Annotated in this window: 14 protein-coding genes and 3 pseudogenes; 5 read left to right on the top strand and 12 right to left on the bottom strand. The window is 72.9% G+C overall.

What is annotated here, in order from left to right; genetic code table 11:
• Positions 1 to 456, top strand: a pseudogene (locus B1L11_RS47610) (serine/threonine protein kinase); the annotation flags it as partial.
• Positions 457 to 538: 82 nt separating this feature from the next.
• Here B1L11_RS47610 and B1L11_RS41420 read toward each other — a convergent pair.
• The gene (locus B1L11_RS41420) at positions 539 to 1,459 is read right to left on the bottom strand and encodes a helix-turn-helix transcriptional regulator (RefSeq protein ID WP_079320671.1); all 921 of its coding nucleotides are present in this window, start codon (positions 1,457 to 1,459) and stop codon (positions 539 to 541) included.
• A gap of 240 nt (positions 1,460 to 1,699) precedes the next feature.
• Here B1L11_RS41420 and B1L11_RS41425 point away from each other — a divergent pair, with 240 nt between their 5' ends.
• Positions 1,700 to 2,527, top strand: coding sequence for an SDR family NAD(P)-dependent oxidoreductase (locus B1L11_RS41425; RefSeq protein ID WP_256863336.1), 828 nt, complete (start codon positions 1,700 to 1,702; stop codon positions 2,525 to 2,527).
• A 4-nt stretch (positions 2,528 to 2,531) separates the two neighbouring features.
• Here the strand turns inward: B1L11_RS41425 and B1L11_RS41430 are convergent, their stop codons facing one another.
• Positions 2,532 to 3,962, bottom strand: coding sequence for a WXG100 family type VII secretion target (locus B1L11_RS41430; protein ID WP_143737922.1), 1,431 nt, complete (start codon positions 3,960 to 3,962; stop codon positions 2,532 to 2,534).
• 20 nt (positions 3,963 to 3,982) lie between these two features.
• The gene (gene eccCa / locus B1L11_RS41435; RefSeq protein ID WP_079320674.1) at positions 3,983 to 7,963 is read right to left on the bottom strand and encodes a type VII secretion protein EccCa; all 3,981 of its coding nucleotides are present in this window, start codon (positions 7,961 to 7,963) and stop codon (positions 3,983 to 3,985) included.
• 124 nt (positions 7,964 to 8,087) lie between these two features.
• Between eccCa and eccD the strand changes: the two are divergent.
• Positions 8,088 to 9,248, top strand: a pseudogene (gene eccD, locus B1L11_RS41440) (type VII secretion integral membrane protein EccD); the annotation flags it as partial.
• A 112-nt stretch (positions 9,249 to 9,360) separates the two neighbouring features.
• Entirely contained in the window at positions 9,361 to 9,516 is a 156-nt protein-coding gene (locus B1L11_RS53230) for a hypothetical protein (RefSeq protein WP_256863337.1), read from the top strand.
• Positions 9,517 to 9,565: 49 nt separating this feature from the next.
• On the opposite strand, the gene B1L11_RS41445 is transcribed toward B1L11_RS53230, so the two are convergent.
• From B1L11_RS41445 to B1L11_RS41465, 6 genes and pseudogenes are all read right to left on the bottom strand, one after another.
• A complete protein-coding gene (locus tag B1L11_RS41445) occupies positions 9,566 to 10,120 on the bottom strand; it encodes an SGNH/GDSL hydrolase family protein (RefSeq protein WP_306291773.1) in 555 nt (184 codons plus the stop codon).
• A gap of 376 nt (positions 10,121 to 10,496) precedes the next feature.
• Positions 10,497 to 10,973 (bottom strand): annotated as a pseudogene (locus B1L11_RS41450) (PadR family transcriptional regulator); the annotation flags it as partial.
• Between the two features lie 144 nt (positions 10,974 to 11,117).
• Positions 11,118 to 11,444: a YbaB/EbfC family nucleoid-associated protein gene (locus tag B1L11_RS41455; protein ID WP_079320675.1), complete on the bottom strand. Its 327-nt coding sequence runs from the start codon at positions 11,442 to 11,444 to the stop codon at positions 11,118 to 11,120.
• 61 nt (positions 11,445 to 11,505) lie between these two features.
• Positions 11,506 to 11,883, bottom strand: coding sequence for a YbaB/EbfC family nucleoid-associated protein (locus B1L11_RS47615; protein WP_179155560.1), 378 nt, complete (start codon positions 11,881 to 11,883; stop codon positions 11,506 to 11,508).
• On the bottom strand, positions 11,880 to 12,761 hold the full coding sequence (locus B1L11_RS47620) for a hypothetical protein (protein WP_179155561.1): 882 nt from the start codon (positions 12,759 to 12,761) through the stop codon (positions 11,880 to 11,882). The genes B1L11_RS47615 and B1L11_RS47620 overlap by 4 nt, the downstream gene beginning before the upstream one ends.
• A gap of 10 nt (positions 12,762 to 12,771) precedes the next feature.
• Positions 12,772 to 13,296: a hypothetical protein gene (locus B1L11_RS41465; protein WP_143737923.1), complete on the bottom strand. Its 525-nt coding sequence runs from the start codon at positions 13,294 to 13,296 to the stop codon at positions 12,772 to 12,774.
• Between the two features lie 255 nt (positions 13,297 to 13,551).
• On the opposite strand from B1L11_RS41465, the gene B1L11_RS41470 reads away from it, so the two are divergent.
• Entirely contained in the window at positions 13,552 to 13,992 is a 441-nt protein-coding gene (locus tag B1L11_RS41470) for a YbaB/EbfC family nucleoid-associated protein (RefSeq protein ID WP_079320678.1), read from the top strand.
• A gap of 145 nt (positions 13,993 to 14,137) precedes the next feature.
• Here the strand turns inward: B1L11_RS41470 and B1L11_RS41475 are convergent, their stop codons facing one another.
• The 3 genes from B1L11_RS41475 to B1L11_RS47625 form a co-directional block, all read right to left on the bottom strand.
• Positions 14,138 to 15,490, bottom strand: a complete 1,353-nt coding sequence (locus B1L11_RS41475; protein ID WP_079320679.1) for a WXG100 family type VII secretion target — start codon at positions 15,488 to 15,490, stop codon at positions 14,138 to 14,140.
• A 28-nt stretch (positions 15,491 to 15,518) separates the two neighbouring features.
• Positions 15,519 to 15,932 carry a hypothetical protein gene (locus B1L11_RS41480; protein ID WP_079320680.1) on the bottom strand — a complete coding sequence of 138 codons (414 nt, stop codon included), beginning with the start codon at positions 15,930 to 15,932 and terminating at the stop codon, positions 15,519 to 15,521.
• A gap of 17 nt (positions 15,933 to 15,949) precedes the next feature.
• The coding region (locus B1L11_RS47625; protein WP_218671635.1) for a hypothetical protein at positions 15,950 to 16,301 on the bottom strand (352 nt) is incomplete at its 5' end.

Raw genomic sequence — 16,301 nt, forward strand, 5'->3', positions numbered from 1 at the left:
CCGAAGCCGAGCACTCCGGCGCCCAGGCCGACGACCCAGGCACCGAAGCCGAGCACTCCGGCACCGAGGCCGACGACCGCGGCACCCAAGCCGACCACCCCGGCGCCCAAGCCGACGACCGCGGCGCCGGCCAGGAACCCCTACAGCGCGACCCAGGTCTGCGGGTCGGGCTTCTACGTGCAGCACAGCAGCCCTCTGGCGGCAGGCACCGTCTACCAGCTGTACAACGCGAGCACGGGGGAGAACTGCGTCGTCACCATCAAGACGACCGACGTCGGCAAGGCGACGCCCGTCTCCGCGACCCTGGAGGTCCAGGGCGGCGGCATGAAGACCGACAGCGGTAACTACGAGTACTACGCCGGCCCGGTGAAGCTACAGGCCAAGGGCAAGTGCGTCAGGTACTCCGGCCGCGTCGGCTCGGCCGGCACCAGCTCCGACTGGGGCAACTGCGGCTGACCGATCCACACGAAGGCCGGGCGGGCACCCGCCCGGCCTTTCGTCTGCGCGGCCCCGCCGACGGGTGACGCCCCAGGACGTGTCACGCGCGATCGGCGTCGTCCACCTGTCTCCGGCCATCTCCCCGCCGGTCGCGAGGGGAGATCCCATCGCCGCCGGGGCCGGGGAGGGTCCAGCTCGCGAGAAGGTCCAGGGCGCGTTTCGAGGACGAGCCCGCTTCGGCGGTGTAGACGAAGAGCGTCATATCGGGGTCTCCGGGCAGGGAGAGCGTCTCGTACTCGACGGTCAGTTCACCGACGAGAGGGTGACGCAGCCGCTTGGAGCCGTGGGTGCGCTGGTGCACGCGGTGCTGGTCCCACCAGTGGGCGAACTCGCGGCTGTGTTCGCGCAGGTCGGCGATGAGGGCGGTGGTGGCCTGGTCGTCCGGGTCGCGGCCGGCGTCGAGCCGCAGGCTCTCGACCGCGGCCCGTGCCTGGACCTCCCAGTCGGCGAACAGCGATCGGGCGTCCTCGTCGAGGAACATCCACCGTGCGTAGTTGCGGTGCCGGGGCGGCAGCCGTTCGAAGTCGGTGAACAGCGCTTTCGCCATCCGGTTGGCGGCGAGCACGTCGGTGCGGCGGCCGAGGACGAGGGCGGGCTCGCCGTCGAGGGCCTCGATGAGCTGGTAGAGCCCGGGGCGCACACGCTGGACGCCGCGGGCTCGTCGCCGTACGGGCGCCGCGGTGATGCCGATGAGGTCGTGCAGATGCGCGCGTCCCGCGTCGTCGAGCCCGAGGGCACGGCCGATGGCCTCGACGACGGCCGGTGACGGGGTGATGCGCCGGCCCTGTTCGAGGCGGGCGTAGTAGTCGGTCGAGACTCCGGCCAGGAGGGCGACCTCCTCGCGGCGCAGTCCCGGGACCCTTCGTACGCGGCCGTCCGGGGGCAGGCCGGCCCGTGACGGGTCGACCTGGCTCCGGGCCCGTCTCAGGAAATCAGCGAGTTCGCGGTTGGTCTCGGCCATGCGACCCAGTCTCCCCCTCTGCCGTCCGGTCCTGACTGGCCCTGTGCGTCCTAGGTTCCCCTGTGCTCGGTCGTACAGGGCGCGACATGGCTCCCTACGGCCGGTCGTGGCGGTCCAGGCTGGTGCCGTGCCGGTCTCCGGGGCTTCGCGGCCGGCGCTACGGCGACATTCGACAAGCAGAGCATTAGACAAGCAGAGGATGACCATGAGCTTCCCGACAGATCGACCGGCGTCTGGTTCGTGACCGGCACCTCCCGCGGCCTGGGCCTCGAACTGGTCAAGCAGGTTCTGGAGCGCGGTGACCGCGTGGCCGCGACGACGCGGTCGTCCGAGCGGCTGCTCGCCGCGCTCGGCGGCGAAGGGATCGACCCGTCGCGCCTTCTTCCGCTCACCGTCGACCTGCGCGACGAGGCGGCGGTCGGGCGGGCCGTCCGGGAGACCACCGAGCGCCTGGGAGGCCTGGACGTCGTCGTCAACAACGCGGGCTACGGCTTCCTGGCCGCGGTGGAGGAGACCGGCGACCGCGAGGTCCGCGACATGCTCGACGTCCAGGTCGTGGGCGTCTGGAACGTGCTGCGCGCCGCCCTGCCCGTCCTCCGCGAGCAACGCGGCGGCCACGTCGTCAACGTGTCCTCGATTTTGGGCCTGACCGCCGTCCCGGGCTGGGCTCTCTACTGTGCCGGGAAGTTCGCGCTGGAGGGGCTGAGCGAGGCCCTCGCCGCCGAGGTGGCGGACTTCGGCATCAGGGTCACCATCGTCGAGCCCGGCTACTTCCGCACCGACTTCCTCACCGAGGACTCGCTCGCCCTGCCCGCCGAGACGACCGCGCACTACCCGGCCATCCGTGAGATGACCCGCGACCACCTCAAGCTCCAGGGCAGCCAGCTCGGCGACCCGGTCAGGGGCGCCGCCGCGATCATCGACCGGGTCCTGGCCGGGGAGGGCCCGCTGCGGCTGCTGCTCGGCTCGGACGCCCACTCCTACGCCACGGCCAAGGTCGGGGCCCTGCGGGCGAACGTCGAGGCCGCCGCGCTCACCGCGCCCGCCACCGACTTCCCGGCCGCCTGAACGATCAGTACCCGCGGTAGCCGGTGCCGGTCTTCATGCCCACCACGCCGGGCACGGCCGAGACCGAGCCGTAGCGCTCGATGGCATAGCGGACGCCCGCGATGATGTTGTCGACCGGGTTCCAGATGTCCTTGTGCCCCGGCAGGGACCAACGGTTGAACGTGGGATCGATGGTCTGCATCAGCCCCTTCGAGGGGGTTCCGGCGGCCGCGTTCGAGTCCCAGTTGTTGATCGCGTGCGGGTTCCCGCCCGACTCGTGCCGGATGATCATCCAGATGTCGTCCCGGTTCATCTTCTCGGCGGGATAGCCCTGCGCCTTGAGGATCTCGATGGCCTGCTCGATCCACTCCTTGACCTGGCCCGTGGGCGCGGGCCCGCCGCCGGCCGGCGGCGGGCCGCTGGGGCCGTAGCCGCCGAAGCCGCCGCTCCCGCCCGGGCCGCTCACGCCGCTCAGGCTCGTCGGGCGGTACGAGGCGTACGTCGGGTGCGCCTTGTCACCGGGGGGCCCGGTGTAGCCGGGGGTGCGCTGCCAGTCGACCGGGTGCCCGTGCCGGGGCACGAACTCCTGTTTGCCCGGGTCCGGGATCTTGGCGAAGGTGAGCGCGCCGTCACGGTAGTCACCGCCCAGGCGGGTGCCCAGCGTCTTCGCGGCGTCGCCGACGGCCGTGGTCACCTGCTCCAGGTGCGGCCGTGCGTCCTCGACGCCCCGGGAGACGATGGCCCGCAGCCCGTTCTCCAGCTCCTTGCCCGTGGCATCCGGGTTCCGGCCGCGGTAGGCCGCAGCCTCGGCGACCACGTCGGCGCAGATGCCGTCGATCTTCGACTTGGCGCTCTCCAGTGCGCCGGCGACCTTGTCCAGCGCGCCCGCGCACGCGACCAGGGCGTCGTGGAGGCCGTCCGCCGCCTTGCCGTACCTGTTCATGTAGGTGACGAAGGCGTCGGCGGAGCGGCCCTGCCACGCGGCGTCCACGGTGCGCACGGCCCGGCCCACGCCGCCCGCGTAGTCCTGCGCGTCGCCGGCCGCGCCGCGCCACTTCCCGGCGATGTCGCGGATCTCACCGGGATCGCCGCTCACCTTCTCCGCCATGGCGGCCAGCTCGGCGCCGCCCGGCAGGTCCGAGACCCCACTCATACCTGCATCGAGGTGGACGTGGCCTTGTGGGCCGTCCTGACGTTGTCCTGCACGGCTTCCAGTGCCCGCTCCACGCCCTTCAGCTTGGTTCTCGCGTCGGCCGCCTCCGCGGTCAGCGCGGCGTAGGCGGCGTCGACGGCCGCCGCCAGCGCCGCCGCGCCCGTCCACGTGCCCGAAGGCGGCCGCCCGGGTGCCGGGCGTCTCGGGCAGGCCGCCGTGCAGGCTCTCGTACTGGCCCCAGGCCTTGCTCACCGCCGTACGGCAGCTTTCGAGCGCCTGGAAGTGGATGTCGAAACCGGCCACGTACCGCTCCTCTCCGCCTGTCACTCTTCCCCGGGAGGAGGCAGGAACGCGGTCTGGGCGAGCCGCGCGCCGAACCTCCTGTCGACGTGGTAGCCCCGGCCGGGCGGCAGCGGATGCGCCCGGACGTTGCCGAACAGGTAGCCCTCGTCCTTGTTGCCGGACAGGATGACGGCGGGGCTGGCCATGTCCTTCAGCTTCTGGATGACCGGGTCGTACATGGCCCGGCCGGCGCCGCCCATCTGACGCGACAGGACCAGGTGCAGCCCGATGTCCCGCGCCTGCGGCAGCAGGTCAACCAGGGGCAGCAGCGGGTTGGACGAGGTGGCGACCAGGTCGTAGTCGTCCACGACGACGTAGACGTCGGAACCCTGCCACCAGCTCCTGTCCCGCAGTTGCTCGGGCGTGAGGTCCGCCGGGGGCAGCCGCTTCAGCAGGGCCCCGCGGACGTTGTTGATCAGCTCCTGGGCGGCGGTGCTCGACGCCGCGTAGCCGATGCGGTGGGCGGTCGCGGCCGAGTCGAGCAGCGACCTGCGGTAGTCGATGACGATCATCATCGCCTCGTGCGGCTGCCGCCTGGCCACCAGCCCCTCGGCGACGAGCCGCAGCAGGTTCGACTTGCCGCTCTCGGTGTCGCCAAGGACGACGAAGTGCGGATCGGCGTCGAAGTCGAGCAGCACGGGCGAGAGCGTCGCCTCGTCGATGCCGATGGGGATCTTCGGTCCCGTGTCCTCGGGGCCGGGCAGCGAGGCCGCGGGCAGCACCGGCGGCAGCAGCCGGATGGCCGGCGCGGGCGGGCCCTGCCAGGCCTCCCTGACCGCGTGCACCAGACCGCGGACGCCCGCCGCGAGATCCTCGGAACTCTGCACGCCGTCGATCCGCGGCAGCGCCGACAGGAAGTGCAGCCCCTCCTTGGTCAGGCCGCGTCCCGGCACGCCCTCGGGAACCGCCAGCGACGCCTTCCTGTTCACCTCGGACTCGTAGGCGTCGCCGAGCTTGAGCTCGACCCTGGTGCCGAACAGGTCGCGGATGCTGGCCCGGAACTCCGACCACTTGTTGGTGGCCGCCACCACGTGGATGCCGTATCCGAGACCCCGGGCGGCGATGTCGGTGACGACCGGTTCGAGCGACTCGAACTCCTGCCTGAGCGTCAGCCAGCCGTCCACGACCAGGAACACGTCGCCCCAGCCGTCGCCGTCGCGGCCGGACTCGGCCCGCATCCGCCGGTAGGCCGCGACCGACTCGATGCCGTGCTCGGCGAAGTCCGCCTCACGCCGCTCCAGGATCGTGGAGATCTCGGCGACCGTACGGCGCACGCGGTCGGCGTCGAGGCGGCTCGCGACGCCGCCCACGTGCGGCAGCGCCTCCAGCGAGGCGAGGGAGCCGCCGCCGAAGTCCAGGCAGTAGAACTGCACCTCGCGCGGCGTGTGCATCAGGGCCATGCTCGTGATCAGGGTCCGCAGCACCGTGCTCTTGCCGCTCTGTGTGCCGCCCGCGACGCCGACGTGGCCCGCGCCTCCCGACAGGTCCAGCCAGTAGGGGTCGCGGCGCTGCTCGAACGGCCGGTCGACGATGCCGACGACCGCGTGGAGCATCCCCCGGCCGCCCCAGGTCGCGGTGGTCAGGCCGTGCTCGGGGGTGACGGACAGCGGCGGCAACAGGTGGGCCAGCGTCGGCGGCTCGGCCAGCGGAGGCAGCCAGATCCGGTGCGCGGGCGGGCCGTGGCCGGCGAGCCGGCCGACCACGACGTCGAGCAGGCTGTGCCGTGGGCCGCCGGCCTCCTCGGCGGGCACCAGTTCCCTGGGCGTCTCGGTCACTTCCACGGGCGCGAAGGCGGTGCCGTACTCCACCACGTCGCGCACCGGCCGGCCGGCCTCGCCGGGCGCGGACCGCGTGGGGTCGGCGTGGTGGGGGCCGGACACGTAGGCGGCCTTGAACCGGGTCATCCCCGTGGTGTCGTACTTCAGGTAGCCGTTGCCCGGCGCGGGCGGCAGCTCGTAGGCGTCGGCGACGCCGAGCACGACCCGGCTCTCCATGGCCGAGAACGTGCGCAGGCCGATCCGGTACGACAGGTGGGTGTCGAGTCCGCGTAGCCGGCCCTCCTCCAGGCGCTGGGAGGCCAGCAGGAGGTGCACGCCGAGCGAGCGGCCGAGCCGCCCGATCATCACGAACAGGTCGATGAACTCCGGCTTGGCGGTGAGCAGCTCGCTGAACTCGTCGATCACGACGAACAGGGTCGGCATCGGCTTGAGATCGGCGCCCTGCTCCCTGGCCCGCTCGTAGTCGCGCAGCGAGGCGTAGTTGCCCGCGGCGCGCAGCAGCTCCTGGCGGCGCACCATCTCGCCGTGCAGCGCGTCGTGCATGCGGTCGACGAGCGGCAGCTCGTCCTCCAGGTTGGTGATGACCGCCGACACGTGGGACAGGGACTCCAGGCCGAGGAACGTGGCGCCGCCCTTGAAGTCCACCAGCACGAAGTTCAGGATCTCGGAGGAGTGCGTGATGGCCAGGCCGAGCACCAGCGTGCGCAGCAGCTCGCTCTTGCCGGATCCGGTCGCCCCGATGACCAGGCCGTGCGGCCCCATGCCGCCCTGCGCCGACTCCTTGATGTCGAGCTCGACGACCCGTCCGTCCGCGCCGAGGCCGATCGGCACCCGCAGCCGGTTGCGTCCGGCGCGGGGCTGCCAGATCACCGCGGGGTCGAGACGGACCGGGTCGCCCACGCCGAGCAGGTCGGTGAGCGAGGTGTTGACGCCGAGCACGTCCTGCGCCTCGCCCTGGGCGCCGGCGGAGGCGCGCAGCGGCGCGAGCTGCCGGGCCAGCCCCTCCGCCTGCGGATAACCGAGGCGGTCGGGGTCGCCGAGCCGGTTGCTCGACCGCCGCCCCGCGTGGTCGATCTTGACCATGTGGAAGCCGTCGGGCTGGACGTCCAGCCGGAGCGTGATCGCCTCGGGGGCCGGTCCGGTCACGCCGGACAGGTCGATCACGGTCACGCCCTGGATGGCGTCGGAGCCGAGCTGGCTGTCGTGCGGCACGTGCCCGCCGTCCACGATCACCACGTGGTACGGCAGGGCCTCGGCGGAGGCGCCGGGGCGGAACCTGGCCCGCTCCCTGAGCTCCTCACCGACCAGCGCGTCGAGGTGGGCGAGGTTCTCCGCCATGAGCCTGACCTGGCCAGCGGCGTCGGCCTGCTCGGGGTGCAGGGCGTGCGGCAGCCACTTCACCCACTCCCAGTGGGGCATCCACTCCTTGCTCGCGCAGATCATGATCCGCATGTCGTCGGGGGAGTGGAAGACGACGAGCTGTGCGATCATCGCCCGCACCAGCTCGCGCACCGCGGTGGGATCGCCGGTGAGATGGATGCGGGCGAAGGAGTGCAGGGCGACCGCGACGGGCAGCCCCGACACCGTGGCGTGCGCCCGGACGAACCGGCGCAGCGCGCCCGCCGACAGCGCGTCGAGGTCCTCCACCGGCTTGGTGTCCGGCGGGACGAGCTGGATGGCCAGCTTCTGCACGCCGGTGCCGAGCCGTACGGTCGCGAAGTCGTCGTCGCGCGGCCTGCGTTCCCACAGGCGCGGCCCCATGGCGATCCACCACAGCGAGTCGGGCGGCGGGCCGCTCCACTCCAGCGCCTCCCGCTGCTGCACGGCGGCCCTGCGGACCTTCCTGCGGATCTGCGACAGGTAGCGGAAGTAGTCGCGGCGCAGCCCGTTGAGCCGGTTCCTGCGCTCACCGGCGTTGCGTCCGAGCTGGCCGACGCTCATGCCGACCATGGAGACGGCGAACAGTCCGCTGGCCACGTACATGAGGGGGTTGCCGGTGCCGCCCGCCGTGAACATCAGCGCCATCGCGGCGCCGCCGGCCAGCATCGGCACGTACGTGAGCACGGACATCAGACCCTGCGGCTGGACCTCGGGAATCTCCGGCGGGGATTCCAGGAGGATCTCGCCACGGGGCGGTTTGGGGCCCGGGCGGCGCTCGGGGCGCGAGACCACGACAATGCTCATCTGACTGACTTTTCTACCAGGTTTGCCGATATTTTCGGGCTGTCAGAGAGATCTTCGGGAGAGGATTCCCGCTGTGTCATCGCCGGCTCCCCTTCACGTTCAGCAGGGTGTCGTCCAGCAGGGCATGGTTCAGCACGGCCCGGCCCAGCAGGGCGCGTTGCCGCAGGCGGCCGTGCCGCTGCCGCCCCTGTGCCACGTCACCGTGGTCGCCCCGCGCAGGAAGGCGGACCTCGCGCTGCCGTCGGACATCCCGCTGCCGCACGTCATGCCCGGACTGCTCCGGGCGGTCGGGGAGGTGGGAGGCGACGCGGCCGCGGCCCCCGGCTGGGTGCTCCAGCGTCTCGGCGGCCCGCCGCTCGACCTCGGCCAGAGCCTGGGCACGCTGGGCGTCCTGGACGGAGAGGTCCTCTACCTGCGCCCGCGCGACGCGGTGCTGCCGCCGGCGGTGTACGACGACGTGGCCGACGTCGTCGCCACCGGGACCAAGGAGGGCGGCGGCAGGTGGGAGCCGCGGCACACGAGGCTGCTCGGCATGGGCGTGGCCGCCGGGCTGCTCGCGCTCGGCGCCGTCGTCCTCGCGCTGGCGGCGGCCCCGCCGCGGCTCACCGCGGGGGTGGCCGGAGCCGTCGCGGTGCTGCTCGTCGCCGCCGGAGCCGTGGTGTCCAGGGCCGTCGGCCAGCCCACCGCCGGCGCCCTCGTCGGCTACGCGGCCCTGCCGCACGCCTTCCTCGCCGGACTGTTCACGCCCGGGGCGTCGGGCGACGTGCTGGTTCTCGGGGCGCCGAACCTGCTGGCCGGGCTCGCGTACACCGCGCTGGTGGCGACGGTGGGCGGCGTGCTGATCGCCGACGGCGTGGCCGGCTTCCTCGGCGTCGCGGTCGCGTCCGTCGCCGGGGCCGTGGGCGCGGCGTGCGTGATGGTGTTCGGGGGATCGGGCGCCGGGGCGGCGGCCGTGGTCGCGACGGCCCTGCTGGCGCTGAGCCCGCTCATCCCCACGCTGTCGTTCCGGATGGCCAGGGTGCCGCTGCCGCCGCTGCCCACCAGCGCCGAGGAGCTGCGCAGCGACAACCAGCGGATCGACGGCCCGCTGGTGCTCCAGCGGACCGCGCAGGCCCACCGGTACGCCACCGGCATGGTCATCGCGATGGCGCTCGCCGGCGTCGCGGCGGAGCTGCTGCTCGTCCAGCACGGCGGCTGGGTCGCCCGAGTGACGGCGGCGACGCTGGCGCTCGCGCTGGCCATGCGGGCGAGGGTCTTCGCTGGGGTCACCCAGCGGCTGTGGATGATCCTCGCCGCCGTGACGGGGGCCGCCGCGCTGGCGTTCGCGCTGGGCACGGGCGCCGACGCGGTCGCCGAGGTGGCCGTGACGATCGGGGGTGCTGTGGACGGCCCTGCTCGTGCTCGGCCTCGGCCTCTGGCTGCCCACGGGCAGGCCCTCGCCGTTCTGGGGCCGGGCGGCGGACATCCTCGACGCGCTGCTGATCGTCGCGCTGGTCCCGCTCACGCTGGGCGTGCTCGACCTGTACGCCTGGGTGCGCGGCCTGTCGGGCTGACCCCGCGGATCCCGTGACGGCACTTCCCGAATGCACTGGCCGCCAGAGGTCACCCGGTCGGCCGCACGGGCAGCAGCGCGGGGCGCTTGGCGGTACGACCGTCGCCGGACGACCTGCCGAGGAGGCGCCGCACCAGCCACGGGCCGAGGAACGTGCCCGCCCAGCGCAGCTCGGCGCCCAGAATCCGCCACCCGGCCGGATCCACCGGGGGATGCAGGGGCAGCGTCCAGCCGTCGTCGCTGCCGGGCAGGCCGAGGGCGTGGGCCACGGCCGCGGCGATGCGCTCGTGGCCGAGCGGACTCGCATGCAGCCGGTCGGCGCTCCACAGCCGGGGGTCGGTGGAGACGGCATGAGACGCCGTCTCGGCGACCACGACCCCATGCCGTGCCGCCGCCACCCGAATGCGGTCGTTGAGTTGGAACACCCGCGACCGGAGCGGCCGGGCGATCGGCGCGATCTTCCCGACGTCCGGGAACGTGAGGGTCGCGACGCGGGCCCCGGCGGCCGTGAGAGAGGCGAACATCGCCTCCAGGTGCCCGGCCACCTCGGCGGCGTCGAAGCGGGGCCTGATCAGGTCGTTGACACCGGCGACGACGGTGACCAAATGGGGGGCGCAGGGCCAGGGCCGGCGCGAGCTGCTCGCCGCGCACCTCCCCGGCCAGCCGCCCCCGCACCGCCAGGTTGGCGTACGTGACCTCCGGGTCCACGGCCGTGAGCCGCTCGGCGAGCCGGTCGGCCCAGCCGCGCGGGTGAGCGGGGTCGCCGTCACCCAGCCCTTCGGTCTGGCTGTCGCCGAGGGCGACATAACGCAGGCGCTCACCGCTCGGCATGGGCCACCTCCGAGTTCCGCGGGCCCGCGCGGTCCCCTCTCGGGTCATGGCCGTGCTTCCTCCGCCCGGCCCGGCCGCGCTCCTCTCCCGCAGGATCGCCGCGATCCGCAGGCACCAGTCGCGGTTGCCCTCCTCGAAGGCCAGACCGCGCAGGCAGGTCAGGTACGGCCCCACGCGCCCGCCTGTGCGGAGGAACTCCTCCTCGCCCAGGCCACCGCGCATCTTCCGCAGGATCCGCCGGAACAGATCGATCTTGGCTTCGGCCATGGCGGCCCTCTCCTCGACCTGCCGGATCAGCGGCCCGGCGTCGACGTGGTCGGCCGCCTGCACCTTGACGAGCAGGTCGTCGCGGATGAACGACGGCTTCGACGCGGCCGCCGCGAACCGCTCCAGCTCGGCGAGCCCGGCGTCCGTGACGTGGAAGAGGCGCTTGGTGGGCCGGGTCTCCTGGACCACCTGCCGCCCCGCGACCAGCCCCTCCCTCTCCAGCCTGGCCAGCTCGGCGTACAGCTGCTGGGGCAGGGCGTGCCAGAAGTTCGCCACACCGACGTCGAACGCCTTGGCCAGCTGGTAGCCGCTGAGTTCCCCGTCGAGCAGCGCCGCGAGGACGGCGTGCCGCAAGGCCATGGAACCGCTCCCTCCGCTTCTTCATAGTCAAGGATATGACTATTCAAGAAACTGAGCATCGGGGGAAGCGGCGTGCCGGCGGCCTGGCGGTCTCGACGGCCGGAGCCGTCCAGGAGTCGGCGAGGGAACCGGCGGTGTTCTCTGCTAGAGCCGGCCGGCGCCTTCGGACGACGCCCGCTCGTCGAACGCGCGGCGGGCGTCGCCGAGAAGGCCGGCCACGTGGGGCACCCCCGCGGCCTCCAGCCCGCCGCGCAGTATCTCCTCCTTCGCCGCCTCCGCGGCCGCCTCGGCCCGCCGTACGGCCTTCAGGACGGCCTCGGCGAGCGCGCGGCTGTCGAGCCTGCGCATGCTGAGCGGATGGATGTCGACGGCGCGGAGCGTGCCGACGGCGTCGACGGTCGCCGTGACCCGGCCCTCGTCGGCCCTGCCGACGTACTCCCGCGTGCTCCACTCGGTGGCGAGCTCCTCCATCAGGGCGGCCGCGGCGACAACCGCTCCATGCGGGCCCGGAGCTCACGCATCTCGTCCACGCTCACTCCTCCCGCAGCAGGGCCTGGATGTGAGGGGCGAGCGGGTCGCCGGCCGGCGGTGAGTCGGCGAACTCCTCCATGGCCTTCGCCAGCCGCTCACCCGTCCCGCGCCGCGCGGCGCCGATCGCATCCTGAACCGCGGCGGACATCGCGACGTGGTCGAGGTCGCGCATGGCACGCGGGTCGATGGTGAGGCCGAGCAGGTGGCCCGCTCCGGTGACTCGGGCCACCACGGCACCCGTGGCGTCGGTCCCCTCGATCACCTCCTCGCTCAGCCCGTGGAGCAGGTCGGCGAGCGCGCCGACGCGGCCCTGGACCTCCCGCACCAGGCCGGCGACGTCGCCTTCCCTGCCCTCGTGGAACGCGGCCGTGTTCTTCACTGAAGATCCTTGTTCGCCGGCTGCCAGTAGTCGTGGATGCGCGCGCGGTCCGCCACGTCCGGGGTGAGCGTGAGGTCCCGGCGGCCCCGCGCCGGGTCGCCCTCGTCGAAGAAGGCGGCCCGCACGTCGTTGAGCTTCTGCTCCAGCTTGTTGAGGTCGCTCTCGTAGGCCATGTAGATGTCGGCGAACTGCTTGACGAGGTTGCCCAGCGCACTGGCGAACACGCCCACCTGCGATATCAGCGCGACCCGCCCCGCCGGGTGCGCGCTCATGGCCGCCAGCGTACGGAGGATCGGCGCCGAGGCGGCGTAGAGGCCGAACACCGACAGGTCGTACTCCAGGACCTCCTTGAACTGGCTGTGCATCGCGCCGCTCATCTCGCCGGTGACGCCGTGGAGCTTCTCGTACAGCACCGTGGTGTTGAAGCGGACCCGCCGCCCGAGCAGGTCCGCCGCGTGGCCCTTCCAGTTAGGGCTGACGTCCTGGAAGTAGGAGAACCAGATGTCGGACCTGCCGCTCTCCAGCCGGCCGCCCATCTCCTTCCAGAGCTCCCGACGGTCGTAGAAGAGGAAGGGGTTGCCGAGGTTCAGCGTGGCGGCGACGTCCAGGGCGAGGGCCGCGATCCCCAGCCCGGACATGGCCGCCGCCGTACGCGTCTGCTGCCGCAGCGGGTTCAGCGCCTTGACCAGGTCCCGGAAGAAGCCGGGATCGGTACGGGTGGCGGCGGAGGCGGCGGCCGTGTCAGCCGTGTCGGCCGGCGCCACGGAAACGGCTCGCTGGACGTTGCCGCTCGAGTCCGTGATGTAGAGCTCCTTGGGGCCCGAGGCGGGCCGGCCGGGCACGAACAGCTTGCCCGGCTCGCTGGGCGGGGTCGACATGCGGATCCTCTCAGATGCGCGTGTTCTGGATGGCCGCCTTGCCGGCCTGCTCCGCCGCGACGTAGTTGTCGGCGGCCCTGACCAGCGTCTCGCCGTCCTTGTGCAGGGCGTCGCCGAGGATGCCGGCGGCGCTCGACCAGGTGTCGGAGACGCTGTTGAACCGGTGCACGAAGGTGAGCCCGACGATGGGGATCCCGGCGAGCGGAGCGAGGTTCCAGCCCTGGAAACGGGGCGTGGCGTCCCCCAGCCGCCGGACGCCGTCGGCGGAGCCGCCCACGGTGCCGGCGAACTTCCTGATGAACCCCGCGGCCACCTCGTAGCCGGGCGGGCCGGACGAGCCGCCGCCCGGGTCGGCGGAGTACGTGACCGGGATCGCGGCCGGCTTCGGGGCCTGAGGCGCTCCCGCCTGCCGTCCGCGCAGCGAGTCCGGCAGGCACGGGCCGGGCGGCGGGCAGGGCGGAGTGTGCGGGCACGGGCTGACCATCGACGGCACGGACGGAGCCGGGGAAGCGGGAGACGTCCGCGTCGCGCTCACCGAGCCGGTGGGCGACGCCGTCGCGGAAATCGCCGGTGACCGGCTTGGGGAGGGTTCACCGTATGACACGTGATCTTCCCTATCACCGGGCTTCGTGCCCCTGCCACGCGCCAGGGCGACGTTTCCGCAGGTGGATAGCGGAAATTAGACGGATGTTCACTGATGTGTAACGGGTGAGCACGTAGACCCCGTACGCCCCGCTTTGAATGCGTTAACTTGCCGATGTTCCGAAAATCGCGGGGGAAAGGGGCTCGGATGACCGCCGGCGGGTTCGAGGACTTCGACATGGAGCGGTTCAGGGAGCGGGCGGACGCCAGGATGGCCGCCGTCGAGCGGCTCCAGAAAACCCTCTCCTCGCTCGTGGGCCGAGCCCGGGACGAGGACGGTATGGTCAGCGTGGAGTTCTCCAGTCAGGGGCTGAGCGAGCTGGAGCTCCATCCCAAGGCGATGCGGCTGAGCTCGGGCGAGCTCGCCGATCGGATCAAGGACACGATGCGCGCCGCGTCCGACGACCTGTACCGGCAGATGAACCGGGCCATGGCCGAGGTGCTCGGGGAGGACGGCGACCAGACGAGGTTCCTGGACGACCCGGAGGCCGTGCTCGCCCAGGTCAGAGAGGCGGAGTCCGCCTTCGACCGGACCGCCGAAGACGTGCTGGGCGAGCTCGACCGCATCAGCCGCAGGCTCAGCATGTGACCGCCCTGACCCGCCGCCCGCCCGCCGCGTCACGCGAACGGGCCGGAGGGGGATGCCCGGGACGCCCCGCGAGCAGCCCGGGCTCTGTGAGGATCAGCGCTGGTTCTCGGACACCGTTTCCGCCGTCGGCGGCGACGAGCCGTCGTCAGCCGATGCGATGGGGGCTGATGGGGCTCGTCACGCGCCAGACGTCCGGCTCCGGGTCGTAGATCTCCCGTTCGCGCTCGTCCTGCCCACCCCCATCAGCGCCCGCAGGCGCGTAGGGGAACAAGGGCGAGCCCGCACCGCTCTGGCCGGTCCGGTAGCCGCCCAGGACGGCGCCGGCCTCCGCGGTGCCACCGGCCCCGTAGCCGGTGCGCGCTCCGCCGTACACGCCGATCACCCCGCCGGGCGGCAGGGTGCCGGTGGGCCCGGACGTCGTGACGGGGATCCGCGCGTCCGGATAGCCGGTGAACGCGTTGGGCGTGGTGCCCGCGGGAGTCGTGCCGCCGGGCAGGGGATGGGCGTTCGCCAGGCCGGTCCTGTCGGAGCCGCCGATCACGGCCGGAGCCGTGCCCGATCCGTCGCCGGAGCCGCCCGCCTGTCCTGTGCCTGTTTGTCCTGTGTTCGTTTGTCCTGGGTCCGATGAGCCGCCGGGGTCGGGGGACGGTCCCGCCGTGCCGGGGTCGCCCGCGCTGCCGGGCCCGTTCGCGCCGGACCCGCCCGTGCCGTCGCCGCTGCCGGAGCCCGCGCCGCCGCCCGAGTGGCCGCCTCCGCCGGATCCCGAACCACCGGACCCGGACCCGGTGGAACCCGAGCCCGAACCGGACGAGCCCGAGCCGGACGTGCCGTCACCGGAGGAGCCGCCGTGCCACACGCCGTCGGTGTTCGTGACGGGCGCCCCCGTCCCGCCCACGTGGATGCGGGGAGAGCTCGCGAGGTCGATGTGCAGCGGCTCGATGGCGGGCAGGTCGAAGGCCAGGCCCTCGGCGAAGGCGTTGTTCGCCTCCTGGATCTTCTCGTTGAGCGCGCGGAAGTGGCTGCGCGCCGCCTCGTCGGGGTCGGCCGCCGGGCTTCCCGTGGTGCCGCCGCCCGCACCCTCGTCCGAGTTGCTCGGGGCGGCGGGGAAGTTCGTCCGCGCGTCCCCGACCACGTCCGCGTACCAGGACATCGCCGCCCCGCTCGCGGTCATGGCGTCGCCGAGCGCGCCCGCCGTGGCGTACAGCGCGCGGAGCGCCGACTGCACCTGCTCGGCCGCCGGGCCGCGCCAGACCTCGGACAGGTCCTTGGCGGTCCTGCTCAGCGCCGCCTGGATACCTATCTCGGACGGTCCGTTGCCGCCGACCTTCCCGCCCACCAGATCGGCGGCGTCGATGAACGCCTGACCGGCCCGCCTGACCTCGTCGGGTTTCGCGGCGTCCAGCTTCTGCTTGATCTGTTCCCGGGAGAGGTTGTCCGGGTCGAGCCCGTAGAGGCTCGCGTACACCTTGATCGGCTCCCAGCCGGCTTCGGCCCCCATCGCGATCTTTCCCCTTGCCCTCGGCAGCTCACGCGCTGCTGCTCGTGTGGCCCTTCTCGTAGTTCACGACGGCCTGCTCGACGGCGCTCACCATCGCCTCGATGCGGTCGATCAGCAGCTGATACTTGCCGCTGAGCACCTCGTGGGCCTGCTCGGCGTTCAACCCGAAATACTTGGCCGTCTCCCACGGGCCGGTCTCCGAGGGGCCGACGTTGGTCAGTCCCTGGACCTCGCCCGCGGTCCCCGGGCCGCTCCAGGTGGCGCTCATGCTGGCGGGAGCGCGCCCGCGCAGCGTGCCGAGCTCCTCCCGCAGTCCCTTGAGGATCTGCCGGACTCGCGTGTGGTCGATGTACACCTCGTCCGGGCCTCCGCCGAGACCCGGCCAGGTCTCGGGCAGCCGCAGCTTCGGCGGCGGCGACCCGCCGCCGGGATCGTGGCTCACCTCTCGCCTCCCTCGCCTTACGCCCTGTCGATGCGGGGGGACGTGGTCTTCTGGTCGCTGACGAAGAAGTCCTCGTCTTCGAGCAGCCAGGTCGTGCGCTCACGCTCCTGGCGCTCGCCGTCCCCGCCCGTGCCGTGCGGCGCCACCGGGACCATGCCGTTGCCCGCGCCGGTGCGCAGGGCCGACGCGTTCGCGTTCGCGCCGCCGGTCCCGATGCCGCCGGTCCGATGCCGGAGCCGCGCCCGAACCGCCGCCGCGCCGTATCCGCCCGCCGTACCCGGTGGCCGGGGCCAGTGCCGGAGGCGCCGGTCGGGCCGCCGAAGTCGGCCGGCCGTGCGGGTGACGTCACTGACCCGTGCCCTAGAGAGG

This window comes from Microbispora sp. GKU 823 (assembly GCF_002027145.1).
GTDB lineage: Bacteria > Actinomycetota > Actinomycetes > Streptosporangiales > Streptosporangiaceae > Microbispora > Microbispora siamensis.